This is a genomic window from Streptomyces sp. ID05-39B, from assembly GCF_033794725.1.
Classification (GTDB): Bacteria; Actinomycetota; Actinomycetes; order Streptomycetales; family Streptomycetaceae; genus Streptomyces; species Streptomyces bobili.
Map to the genome: position 1 here is coordinate 20,233 of NZ_JARGEF010000079.1, position 11,600 is coordinate 31,832.

At 69.5% G+C, this 11,600-nt stretch carries 14 protein-coding genes; 11 read left to right on the top strand and 3 right to left on the bottom strand.

Annotation, left to right across the window (positions count from 1 at the left end; genetic code table 11):
- Window positions 1–20: 20 nt before the first annotated feature.
- The 9 genes from P1P75_RS18985 to P1P75_RS19025 all read left to right on the top strand — a co-directional run bounded on the left by P1P75_RS18985 (window position 21) and on the right by P1P75_RS19025 (window position 6,084).
- Window positions 21–1,190, top strand: a complete 1,170-nt coding sequence (locus P1P75_RS18985; protein WP_319256795.1) for a protein kinase — start codon at window positions 21–23, stop codon at window positions 1,188–1,190.
- A 289-nt stretch (window positions 1,191–1,479) separates the two neighbouring features.
- Window positions 1,480–1,941 carry a DUF6166 domain-containing protein gene (locus P1P75_RS18990; RefSeq protein ID WP_319256797.1) on the top strand — a complete coding sequence of 154 codons (462 nt, stop codon included), beginning with the start codon at window positions 1,480–1,482 and terminating at the stop codon, window positions 1,939–1,941.
- A 215-nt stretch (window positions 1,942–2,156) separates the two neighbouring features.
- On the top strand, window positions 2,157–4,283 hold the full coding sequence (locus P1P75_RS18995) for a helix-turn-helix domain-containing protein (protein ID WP_319256799.1): 2,127 nt from the start codon (window positions 2,157–2,159) through the stop codon (window positions 4,281–4,283).
- 4 nt (window positions 4,284–4,287) lie between these two features.
- Window positions 4,288–4,509: a hypothetical protein gene (locus P1P75_RS19000; RefSeq protein ID WP_319256802.1), complete on the top strand. Its 222-nt coding sequence runs from the start codon at window positions 4,288–4,290 to the stop codon at window positions 4,507–4,509.
- A 1-nt stretch (window position 4,510) separates the two neighbouring features.
- Window positions 4,511–5,101, top strand: a complete 591-nt coding sequence (locus tag P1P75_RS19005) for an XRE family transcriptional regulator (protein WP_319256804.1) — start codon at window positions 4,511–4,513, stop codon at window positions 5,099–5,101.
- Between the two features lie 16 nt (window positions 5,102–5,117).
- Window positions 5,118–5,261, top strand: a complete 144-nt coding sequence (locus P1P75_RS19010) for a hypothetical protein (protein ID WP_319256806.1) — start codon at window positions 5,118–5,120, stop codon at window positions 5,259–5,261.
- Window positions 5,258–5,437: a hypothetical protein gene (locus tag P1P75_RS19015; RefSeq protein ID WP_319256809.1), complete on the top strand. Its 180-nt coding sequence runs from the start codon at window positions 5,258–5,260 to the stop codon at window positions 5,435–5,437. The genes P1P75_RS19010 and P1P75_RS19015 overlap by 4 nt, the downstream gene beginning before the upstream one ends.
- Window positions 5,438–5,467: 30 nt before the next feature.
- A complete protein-coding gene (locus tag P1P75_RS19020) occupies window positions 5,468–5,827 on the top strand; it encodes a DUF6247 family protein (protein ID WP_319256811.1) in 360 nt (119 codons plus the stop codon).
- Window positions 5,824–6,084: a hypothetical protein gene (locus P1P75_RS19025; RefSeq protein WP_319256813.1), complete on the top strand. Its 261-nt coding sequence runs from the start codon at window positions 5,824–5,826 to the stop codon at window positions 6,082–6,084. The genes P1P75_RS19020 and P1P75_RS19025 overlap by 4 nt, the downstream gene beginning before the upstream one ends.
- 78 nt (window positions 6,085–6,162) lie before the next feature.
- Here the strand turns inward: P1P75_RS19025 and P1P75_RS19030 are convergent, their stop codons facing one another.
- On the bottom strand, window positions 6,163–6,720 hold the full coding sequence (locus P1P75_RS19030) for a hypothetical protein (RefSeq protein ID WP_319256815.1): 558 nt from the start codon (window positions 6,718–6,720) through the stop codon (window positions 6,163–6,165).
- A gap of 317 nt (window positions 6,721–7,037) precedes the next feature.
- On the opposite strand from P1P75_RS19030, the gene P1P75_RS19035 reads away from it, so the two are divergent.
- Together P1P75_RS19035 and P1P75_RS19040 are read left to right on the top strand one after the other, a co-directional pair.
- Window positions 7,038–8,276: a hypothetical protein gene (locus P1P75_RS19035; protein WP_319256817.1), complete on the top strand. Its 1,239-nt coding sequence runs from the start codon at window positions 7,038–7,040 to the stop codon at window positions 8,274–8,276.
- A gap of 99 nt (window positions 8,277–8,375) precedes the next feature.
- Window positions 8,376–9,158 (top strand): hypothetical protein, encoded by a 783-nt coding sequence (locus P1P75_RS19040; RefSeq protein WP_319256819.1) that lies wholly within the window; start codon window positions 8,376–8,378, stop codon window positions 9,156–9,158.
- A 389-nt stretch (window positions 9,159–9,547) separates the two neighbouring features.
- Here the strand turns inward: P1P75_RS19040 and P1P75_RS19045 are convergent, their stop codons facing one another.
- Both P1P75_RS19045 and P1P75_RS19050 read right to left on the bottom strand, forming a co-directional pair.
- Window positions 9,548–10,021, bottom strand: coding sequence for a helix-turn-helix domain-containing protein (locus tag P1P75_RS19045; protein WP_030018066.1), 474 nt, complete (start codon window positions 10,019–10,021; stop codon window positions 9,548–9,550).
- The gene (locus P1P75_RS19050; protein ID WP_319256823.1) at window positions 10,018–10,575 is read right to left on the bottom strand and encodes a replication/maintenance protein RepL; all 558 of its coding nucleotides are present in this window, start codon (window positions 10,573–10,575) and stop codon (window positions 10,018–10,020) included. Before P1P75_RS19050 ends, P1P75_RS19045 begins: the two co-directional genes overlap by 4 nt.
- Between the last annotated feature and the right edge of the window lie 1,025 nt (window positions 10,576–11,600).

The window sequence follows — 11,600 nt, forward strand, 5'->3', positions numbered from 1 at the left end:
GCCGCGTTCAAGGGGGAGTCGTGCAGGCAGGGACTGTGCTGGACGGCCGCTATCGGCTGATCGAGCCAGTCGGTGCGGGCGGGTTCGGGCAGGTCTGGCAAGCCCACGATCCGAAGGTCGACCGGCTGGTGGCGGTCAAGGTCCTCACCGGGGACGGCAACGCGGACCACGACCGCCAGGTGGCCCGGTTCGCCCGCGAGGCCGCGGTCGCCGGCGGCCTGTCCCATCCGCGCATCGTCACCGTGCACGACTTCGGCTCCGCGATGCACAACGGGCGGCCGTACGCCTACCTGGTGATGCAGCTGCTCCCCGGCAAGTCCCTCAGCTCCGTCCTCGAGGCCGGCCCGCTGCCCCTGCCGATGGCCCTGTACGCGGCATCCTGCGTCGCCGACGCCCTGGACGCCGCGCACGAGGCGGGCCTTACCCACCGGGACATCAAGCCGTCCAACATCATGGTCCGGGATGACGGCCAGGCGACGGTCGTGGACTTCGGCATCACCAAGGGGAACGACGCACGGCACGACATCACCACCACCGGCGTCCTGATCGGCACCCCGGCCTACATGGCGCCTGAAGCACTGTCCGGCTCCTTCGACCACCGCTCCGACCTGTACTCGCTCGGATGCGTGCTCTTCGAGGCGGTCACCGGCCGTCGGCCCTTCACCGGCACGTCCTGGCAGCTGATCAACCAGCACCTCAAAGAGCCGCCCGCCCTGCTGCGCACCCTGCGTCCGGACACTCCCGTGGAACTGGAACAGCTGGTCAGCCAACTCCTGGCCAAGAACCCGGCCCAGCGCCCGGACAGCGCCGAAGAGGTCTACGACCTCCTGGAAAAGATCAACCACCGCTACTTCGGCGACACTTCGCCCATCCCCAGCCGTGGCGCCGACGTCACGTCCGAGGTCCACCTCCGCCCGGACGAAGCCACCGACGGCGCGGTCATCCCCATACGCATGACCGCCAGCGAGAACTGCCCTGCCTGCGCCACCACAGGAGACGAGACGAGGGTGTTGGACTGCACCGTCTGCAGAGGCGAGGGCAGGGTCGCCAGCAAGCGGCGCACGTTCAAGATCCGCATTCCCGCTGGTGTCCGGAACGGGCAGAAGATCCGGCTCAGGGAATTTGGCGCGCCGGGGAAGCACGGCGGAGCGCCCGGAGACCTGTACGTCACCGTGCATGTGACCGACTGATTGTCACCCGCGCGGGGTCAGGCACTGGTCTCCGGCCGCACGGTGTCGTTGTCGGGCCGCCGCCACCGAGGCCGCCGCGCTACGCCGGGCCCGAGCCGAGCGAGCCGGGAAGCTCCCCAAACCGGTCGGTAGAACGGCACGACCCATCACGCGAAGGGATGGAGGCACCGGTGGGCGGGGGAGGGATGCCTTCTCGCCATTGGCAGGTGTGGAACCGGGCACTGCTGGTCGTCGCTCGTGCGACAGAGCCAGCGTGTGGCCAGGATCGGCAGGAGAAGGGGAGGACACTATGACGGAGCAGGACCGGATCTACCACGGTGTGCGGCCGGTCGGGGATGACGACTGGCAGTGCCGAATCCTGGTGGAGAAGAGGAAGCTGGGGCCAACCGAGCGGCAGGTCGATGACCTCGTCCTGTACGAGCTCACTCCGAAGGACGCTGAGGCCCTGGGCGGGTTCGACTGGGGATACAGCGGGTCCGGCCCCGGCAGGGCCGCCGACGCGATCCTCGCCGACTCCTTGGGCCTGGGCGATCCCTGGGTCTGCGGGTTTGAAGGATGGCCAGTCGACCCGGTCTTGCAGGCGCTGAGCGTCGACTTCGCCTCCGATGTGCTGGTCCAGTGCTGCTCGGAGTGGCGACTCAGCCGCGCTGGCGTCCTGCGCTGGTGCCGCGGCTGGTACGCGCAGCAGGGTGTCAACGATCTCCCCGCTGCCCTGGTTGACCTTCCTGAACTGACCAGCAGCAGCCTGTGACGACTGGCTGCACCTGTGAGCCTCACACGGCGTTTCCACAGGTGGAAGCGCTGTTGGCGTGACATGTGAGCTGTGAGATCGAAGGCCGTCCGGCATCCACTGGGCGGCCTTCTCGCATGTCCACCCCCACCCCTCGAATACATCCGGGCGGGTTAAAAAATGAGTTAAAGGCTAGGGTAAACGATGGTAGAGTGAGGGCGCGAAAGGAGATCGACATGGCATCCGAAGAGGAACTCTTCGCGTCGGTCGACGCGCTGCTGGAGGAGGAGCCGCAGCTCCCGCCCCCGGCAGAGCGCGCCCGACTGCGTGAGGCCGCCGGCATCACCCAGGCCCGCCTCGCGACCGCGCTCAAGACGACGACGCAGACGGTCAAGAACTACGAGAACGGCCGCTCCGAGCCGAAGCCGCCGCGCCTGGAGGCGTACCAGCGGCTCCTGAAGGGCTGGGCGGCGAAGTACCCGGCCCACGGAGCTCCCGCCGTCACGCCCGCCCCTGCCGCTGCTCCCGCACCCCGGCCCGAGCCGGTTCCGGAGACGTTCACCGGCCCGGCCGCACCTGAGGCGCCAGAGGCGGAGGCCGTCGCGCCAGTGCAGGCGCCCGACGCTCCGGCCACGCCGGAGCGCCCGGCCGCCCGCCCGGTGACGTCACGGCGTCCGGCTGCGAAGAAGGCCGCGAAGCCCGCTGTCGACCCGCGGTTCCCGCACGGTCCGCTCGCGGTGCTGGACGGTGACGGCTCCGCGTACGGCGTCGACGGCATCGTGCTCGACTGCCCGGCGACCACGGTGGTGGAGCTGGTGGAGTGGACGCTGCGCGAGTCCGGCCTCGGTGCACCGAAGCTCAGCCGCCACGGCAAGGACTCCGACCCGCTGATCGTTCTCACGGCGGCCGCCGCTGTGAAGCTCGGGCTGCCCGAGCGCCTGGAGGACCGCCGGGGCCTGCGCCTGGAAGAGGACCACCCGGTCGTCAAGCAGGTACTCAAGGCGCGCTGGCAGCTCACCCAGCGCGGCTTCGGCCCGTGGGCCCGGATCTACCGCAAGGCGCAGGGCCGCGAGAGGCAGTGCGTGCAGCTGGCGATCCTGCCCTGGGACGCGCTCGACTCCCGGGCCTGGCCCGGCGTGACAGACATGGAGCCGGCCGACGTCGCCCGCGTCCTCGGTGTGTACGCCCAGCGGGTCATCACCCCGCGCGGGTCGACGGCCGTGTCCGGGCTGGAGCTGATGACCGCGCTGCGCCCGCCCACCCGGCCGGTGCGCGATGAGGAGACCGGCAACTGGGTCTCCGGCCTCAACCCCGGCTCGCTGGGCACGGAGCCGATGGACCCGGCGCCGCCGGAGGGACAGCCCGAGCACCCCGCGATCCACCGGATCGACTGGAAGGGCGGCTTCCTCCATGAGGAGGCGTACCAGTGGGTGCGGTCGGTCGACCTGCTCACCGATGAGGAGTGCACGCTGCCGTACGCGGTGGGCCTGGACCTGAACACCGCCTTCCTCGCGGCCGCCGCGAGGCTCACGGTCGGCCTGTCCGCGCCCGACCACTTCCACGCCCCGAAGTTCAACCCGAAGATCCCCGGCTCCTGGCTGGTCGACCTCTCCCACGTGGATCTGGACCCGCGCCTGCCGTCCCCGTTCACGCCGACCGGCGAGCGTCCGACGGGCCCGGCCTGGTACCAGACGCACACCGTCGCCTACGCCCAGGAGCTCGGCTACAACGTGGAACCGATCGAGGCGTACCTGCGCCGCGAGACCGGCGCGTACCTGGACCCGTGGCACGACCGCCTCAAGACCGCCTACGTCGACACCCTCGCCGACCTCGGTGTCACCAAGGACCTGAACGACGCGGAGTTCCTGGCGGCGATGGAGCGGCACAAGGAGGTCGACCCGGCGATGGCCGCGGTGCTGTCCGCGATCAAGGCCACTGTCAAGGGCGGCATCGGGAAGCTGTTCGAGAACCCGCAGGGCAAGGGCTACAAGGACGGCGACCCGTGGCCGGCCATGCAGCGCCCGACCTGGCGCCCCGACATCCGCGCCGCCGTCATCTCCAAGGCTCGGGTCAACATGCACCGCAAGCTGTCGAACATGGCCAAGATGACGGGCCTGTACCCGCTCGCGGTGCTCTCCGACTGCGTCGTCTACCCCGCGCCCAGCCCGAGCCCGCTGGACTTCCTGCCCTACGCGGAGTCCGGCAAGCCGATCCCCGGCGCCTTCCGCCTCGGACCCACGCCCGGCCTGGCGAAGCTGGAAGGCGTCCAGTCCATGCTGTGGGCGGTCGACCTGATGGAGAAGGACCTCAACCCGGCCCGCCACATCAAGGGCGGCGACGCCGTCCTGGACGACGGCGAGTAGGGCCGTGACCGCCCACACCGGCACGCCCTCACTGGAGGCCGGCGCGGAGCTACAGCGGACGCTGGACCGCCTGGAGGCGCGCATGGAGGCCCTGCAGCTCTCCATGCGCGCCCACCGCCGCTCGCCACGACTGGAGTTGTGGCGGCATGACCTGCGCGAGACGCGCGAGACCTGGTTCCGGCTGATCGACCCCGACGGCCAGGACCCGACCGGCGAAGGGAACTGACATGGCCCGACGGATCCGTCCCACGAACGAGGCCCGCGACGACGCGCTGATCGGCGAAGCCATTGAGCGCACTAGCTGGGAAAAGTTCACGCGCGACCCGCCCAAGACCCTCCAGGGGCGCGTCAACTTCCTGCTCAAGCAGCTCAAGACGACCAAGGCCGTCGCGACGGAGCTCGGCATCAGCCAGCGGTCCGTGGAGCGCTACCGCAAGGGCGAGCGCAAGCACCCCCCGAAGGCGATCACGGACCGGATCGACGCCGCCGTACGCACCCGCTGGCAGCCGCGGGTTCGCTCCCAGCGGCAGAAGCGGGCCGCCACCACGGGCGGGATCACCGTGGAGACCCGGGCGCGGTTCGGCTACGACGCTCCTGGCGGAACCACCGACGACGGCCGCTTCCGCCGCCTCACCGTCCGTCTGCCCGCCTCCTACGCCAAGCGGCTCTTCGACGCCCAACAGGGACGTAGCACCGAGTCACCGAACCAGGTGATCGCCGAAGGCTTCCAGGAGGTCTACTTCAAGGACAACGGCTACCGTGCCGACCAGCTCCAAGTTGAATTTACGGATATCGACTACATCGACGTCGATTACTGAAGGGCCAGAAACACAAATGGCGAGTATCGATTACCCGTCCCCGAACCCAAAGAACAATGCAGAACGCGAGGCGAACCGCAAAGCCTCGGACGAATACCAGCGCCAGGAAGAGGAAGCCGCCGACTTCCTCGACTGGGAGAAGCAACTGGACTGGCGATGACGGACACCGCCGAAGAGGCCCCGGCCGACGACGACCACGGCTTCCGCAACATCGGCTGCCAGATCGTGTGCAGCCCGGAGGTCGCCGACGAGATCGCCCAGCGGCTGCGCGAGGCCGTCGGCGACATCCTCGATGACTACACCGACGACGACGTCTTCGACTACGGCGTCGACTGACGCCCACCCCCCAAGGGAAGGGATCACCGCATGTCCGTCCCCACCGCCCCGCACCGCGCGTACGGTGGCGATACGACCCGCCAGGAGGTGCCCATGAGCGCGCAGCCCGAGGAAGCACCCGCCCCGCCGGCCCCGGCCGCCGCCGCCCAGCTGCTCGCCCAACTGCGCGCCGACCGCCGCGCCGACACGTGGGTGCCGGCCTTCGAGCGGGACTGGGCGAAGGCCCTGGAGGACTCCCGCCACACCTACAGCCTCACCCCGTTGCATGACGTCGTGCGTACCTGGCAGCTGCGCGTCGCCGCGGCCCCGGCCGTCGACGCGTACATGGACTCCGGCCGCGACGAGACCGGCTTCGTGGACCTGGACGACGTCCTCGGTGCCCGCCGGTGACCGATCAGCCGTGGGCGGTACGCCTGTCCCCGCATGCTGCAAAGACGCTCACCGAGCTCCCCGAGCACGCGAAGGAGACGGTCCGCGACGTCCTGGACATCGCGGTGCGCTCCCCGTGGGGCTGGCCCCAGTGGAACACCGGCGACCCGGAAGGCGAGGACGTCCGAGCCGCATCCGTCGGCCAGCTGTCCGTCGTCTACGTGATCAACCGGCTCACCCGGCACCTGTCCGTCCTGGACGTCATCTGGATCGGGTAGCCAGCAGATACGACAACGCCCTGTCCCCGGCATTGCAGCTGCCGGGGACAGGGCGTTGTCAGTGTGACAGGAGCCGGGTCAGTGGACGCAGGCCGTGCAGACAGTGCCGGCGAACGCGTGATCTGCGGCGGCAACATCACGGCCGGTCAGATGAGCAGCAGCATCCAGCGATTCGGACAGCGGCCGACGGACAGCAGTGCCGAACTGATAGGGCTTGTCGGTCGTGATGTAGCGGTCGACCTTCGCGGCGCGCTTGCCAGGGTCCTTCAGCACCAAGCTCTCCACCACGCTGCGGTTATGCCAGGACGCTTCGTCCCGGCCCCACTTCTTCTCCGCCTCTTCGGCGCTCATGCGGAGGGCGTCGCCGATCACCTCCCAGCTGGTGCCCCGGACGCGCTCAGCAATCACCGCGGCTGACACCAGGGAGTCCGCGTCACGGCGACGGTGTGCGGCTTGGCGCACGTAGTCACCGGCCACAGCCAAGTCCTCGCCCAGCATCTGCACGTATCGCCCGTGGGACATCGCGCCGGACTCGGCCGCCGACCCCAGCTCAATCCTCGCGATATCGGACGCGGTGAAACTGCCAGCTGGCAACTCTCGCGGGTCAACCTGGACACCGCCGGTCTCGGTACTCATGGGCCGGATCGTAGATCCGCAGCGGGCGGACATCCGCCGCATCCCGGCACCGGCGATCCGTAGACCCGCCGTATCCACCAGTAGCCAGCAGACGGCCACGCCCACCGCACCGCAGCCAACGCCGTATTCACGCCCCGCTGCGCGCCGATCCGCGCACAGAGCGCCCTCCCCGCACGAACGGGTGAACTCCGCGCCAAAGACCCCCGCCGCCTACCTCTTCCGGGCGACACGGTGTCAGTCCCGGTTCCTACCGTCCGTCCCGTGACCACTTCACCGCGCCGCCTCCGGTGGCGCGCCTGCCGAAGGGCGAACCCTGTATGAGCCTCAAAAGCGGAGTCCACAACCCCCGCAGCCCGTTGCGCCGGTTCCTGGACCGCGAACTGTCCGCCGGCGCCAAGCCGCTGCGCGAGTCTTTCCGGTCCCAGCACCGCGCCGACCGCGTCCTGATGCCCTTACCCGGTGTCGGCACCGAGGGCGGCACCGCCGGGACGGCGATCGACACCCGGCTGCGCCTCGCCTTCAACACGACCCAACCCGTGGACCTGGCCGCCGCGATCGGCATCGAACAGACCGGCCGCGACTACCAGGGGGTGGGCCTGCGAATGCGCGCCGTCGGCAACGAACTCGCCGCGCGGCTGACGCACACCGTCCACGCCCTGGACCTCGCCAACCGCGACACCCCCATCGACCGCGCCCACGATGAAGAGGAGGACCTGGCCCGCCTCCTCATCGCGGCGGTCTGGTACCAGGTCCTCACCCGCAACCCTGTCGGCTTCGAGCACACCCCGCTGTATCTCGCCGCGTGCGAGGACCCCGGCTCCTTCACTCTCGACCGGCTCCTGCAGCTTCCGCACCGCGACCTGGTGGCCGACGTCGTAGCCCAGCTCCACCAGGCCGCGGACAGCCCTCTGGACTCCCTGCGTGCCCGCACCCCGCCCGAAGACTGCACGCCCGGCCCCACGTTCCCCGGCACGCAGATCACCGCCGACGCAGACCTCGTGGTCGACGGACTCCTCATCGACTTCAAGAGCGACAAGCGCCCGCACCGCTTCCCCAAGGCGAGCGCCTGGCAGCTGCTCGGCTACCTGCTGCTCGACACCGCCGACCGCTACCGGATCGACACCGTCGGCTTCTACCTCTCCCGCTCCGCCGTCCTGGCCACCTGGCCGGTAGAGGAGTACCTCGACCTGCTCGGCACCTGCCGCCGCGACCTGCCCACGCTGCGCTCCGTCTTCGCCGAACTTCTCGCCGGATGCCGCGCCGACACAGAGCCCTTCACCCCGGAAGACGAAGACCGCGTCCGGCGCCTGCTCCAGAAACTGGCCCCGGTCATCGAGGCCGGCCACTGCCCCACCTGCGCCCAGCCGCTGCCCGAGTCCACCGGCCGTCCACGAAAGTTCTGCACCGCCCGGTGCCGCAGCCGCGACCAGGCCATGCGCCGCAAGGGCCTCCTTCCCGGCGGCCCCGTCCCGACGTTGCCGCGTCCGCGAAAAGAGCGCCTGGAGCCCGGCGAGGGCTGGCAGGTTGTGAGCCTCACACCCCGTTTGCGCAGGTAGACGCGATGAACTGTGAGGCTGTGAGGTTGTGAGGCGCAGCTCGCGCCCGTGCTTCCGCACGCCCTGGTCCCGCCCGCCGACCCGGAGGACGATGGAGTCGTGGGCGAGCACAACGAGGACCAGGAGCACGTTGCCGAACCGGCGCGGCCGCCGCTCACCGCGGCCCGCGCCCGGGAGATGACGGCGGGACTTCACGAGGCGATGGACGACGTCCGGCGCTCGGTGGCGGTGCTCGCCGCCCGGGTCCGCGACGCGCACGCCGCCCGCGTCTGGGCACCCCTCGGTCACCCGAGCTGGGAGGCGTACTGCGACGCGGAGTTCGGCATCTCCCGCGCTCAGGCGTACCGGCTCCTGGACGTCGCCCGCGCCCTGGCCGCGATCCACGGCGCCGTCGCCGCCGGCACCGAGACGTCTCGCACGCGAGACACCGACCCAGCCGCGGCCGCGCTCGACTACGGCCTGTCCCAGCGCGCCCTGATCGCCGTCTCCGGCCGTACGGACGACGTCGCGGAGTTGATCACCCGCCGACTCGTCACGCTCGCCCACAGCGGCCTCCAGGCCCTCGATGAGCCCACGGTGCGCGCGGTGGTCCGCCAGGCCGTCCGCGACGTCCGCACCACCCCGCCTCCGCCGCCCGCCGATCCGCCGACGGATCCCGCGATCGGCGCGGCGCGCCGCCTGGTCGACGACCTAGCCGCCAACAGCCACGCGATCGGCGAGCTGATGCTCGAAGTCGCCCCGGCGTACCTGTCGGACACCGACGCGGCCGAGGTCCTGGCGCTGCTGTGCGAGCAGATCGGCGAGCCCCTCGAGGACGGCCTCGCCGCCCGCCGCTACACGATGTCCGGCGACCGCCGCGCCCTGCACGGCACCGTCCTCTGACCTTCGCCGCTCGCTGATACCCGGCTCCTGCTGTGAGTCACACACCCCGTTTTCCCTGGTGGACAGGGTGCGCTGTGAGGCTGTCAGGTGTGAGGCGAAGGCCTGCGGCGAGGACCTGGCGCTGCTCCTGGTGGTGGTCCTCGGATGCCAGCAACGTGGTGTCGTGGATGCAGCGCAGGATTTGCATGGGCCCGCGTAGCACAAGGGTGCTGCACGGGTCAGAGGCCAGCCCGGGGTGGTGCAGCGGGAGACCGCCGGTTTGTTCTGCTGCTCCAGAACGATCCGGTGTAGCTCGTTCTACCGGCTGCTGCTCCGTCCCGGCCGGGGACGACGACGGCGCCCTCCCGGTGGGGTGGGCGCCGTGGTAGTACGCGGACAGGAGCCGCGGTTCATCCGGCCAGTCGCAGCGAGGGCGGCGCGTCGGGCAGCGGGGCGTCCTCACCGCCATCGGGGTCCGGGTCGAAGTCTGTGCCGATGCGGGCGTCGCGGGCGCGCGGCGGGCGGATGTCACCGGTCGGGAAGTTCAGCGGCCACACGAACGTGTCGGGAGCCTTGAGATGGTTGACCATGTGGCTCAGCGACTCGTAGCCGGCCAGCAGCGGGTGGATGAGGACCTCACCACGGCGCTGCCGCTCGCTGATGATGCCCTTGTCCCGTAGCTGGCTGATGGCCCGGGAGACCACGGACTGGGTCAGCCCGAGGCGCTCGGCTAGCTCCTGCTGCCGGATCTTGACCAGGCCGCCCGGCTCCTGGCGGGACGTGAGCACGTCGAAGACGTCCCGGGCCGTGGGGGACAGGCAGGCGTTCGGCAGGACCTCGAAGATCTCCGGGTTGTGGAAACCAGGGATTGAAGCGGAGCTCATCGCGTGGCCTCGTTCCTCACAGTCGGAATGGTGATCTCGTGCTTCACCAGGGTCTTCTTGAGCGACTTCACCAGGCGCAGCTGCTTCTCGCTGCCCCACCGGTAAGCGTAGAGCGGGTTGAGGCGGTACACCCCACGCCGTTCCCGCCACGTGAAGTTGTGGTGGCTCAGCTGGCTGACGGCACGGGAGATCTTCGACTGTGAGCAGCCGTACTTCGTCGCCAGGCTGCTCTGGGTCATCTCCACCAAGCCCTGCTGGTCGTGGTGCGTCTTGAGGTAGTCCAGGATGTTGCGCGACATCGCGCTCAGGTCGAACTTCCACAGGTTGTCCTCGATCACCTGAGACATGCTCAGGTGCCCCTTGCCGTAGAAGACGTACGGCTTGACCGGGTCCTTCGTCGTGAAGGTGCCGCCCCGCTTGGCCAGCCTCTCCAGGCTGCTCACCAACTGCTGAGCCGACTCCATGCCGTTGACGGCATCGGCGGGCGGCGGAGCAGGGACCAGCCGCGGCGTGGTCGCCCGCGCCTCCGCGCTGCGCCTCAAGGCCTGGGCCACGGGCTCTCCTCCATGATCGTCGGGGCTGCATAACATAGCAGATCTGCGATGTTATGCAGAAGATCTATGCACGCGGCGGGCGTGTCTCTGGACAGGAACGATCTATGCACCTACGTGAATGCAACTCGCCCCCTCCGGCCGAGATCCATTCACTCAGGCTGCATACATCTCGCGCGTTTTCGCAGGTCAGAGCCTTGCGCCTATCTGATCTTTAGAGGCGGACCCCCTACGGCCCGTGCGACACCCTCCAGCCGCTCCATTCAGCGGCGAGGAAGCGCCCGGACGGGGGAGGCCGCGGATCCATCCGCCGGCGGCCCGCCAACTGCTGCGCGTCGGCTCCCCGTCCGGGGCTGAGGCGGCTTCGCGTGCGGCTCCGCGGGACGGGTGCGGACCGTAGGCGGCACCAGCGGCTCTGAGTCTCGGGTGGTACCGGTCGTGACGCTCAAAAGCGAGGAAGCGCGGCTGACACCGGTGGGCAGTTCCGCCGCCCGGCCTAGCGGCCGATCGGCTTCGGTACCTCCGCACACTGAATTCCCGCATTCGCATATCGGGGCTTCCGTTCTGTGGCTGAGCTATTCATGGCCGCGCGATTTGAATTCCACCGGTAGTTTTTGGCTAAGGCCAAGGGGTGGTGACGCCAGGGCCCAAACGCTACACAGCTACCCCGCTTGATGCATCACCCGCGTGGTACGTTCGCTCTACTGGGTGATGCATCGACGGATTCCGCCCCATCGTGGCGGGTTGGCGTGTATGCTGGCCGGGTATTGGTGAACGTGAGCGGACGATTTCGGGAGTTGGGGAGGGGTTCGGGTGGAGCGCAGCGGAGCCCGTCACTGCGGTGGGGCCGGCACCCCGTCAGGCCGATGGTCCGTCACTTCCGTTGCGGGGGTGGTGACTGGGATTCCCAGTAGCTACACAGGCCCGCACGTGATGCACCTCCCCTTGCTGCCAGCCCCGGCATCCGCGCTTGCGCGGGTGCCCTCAATTCGCGCTTGCGCGAATTGAATTCCTTTCGGAATTCCGTT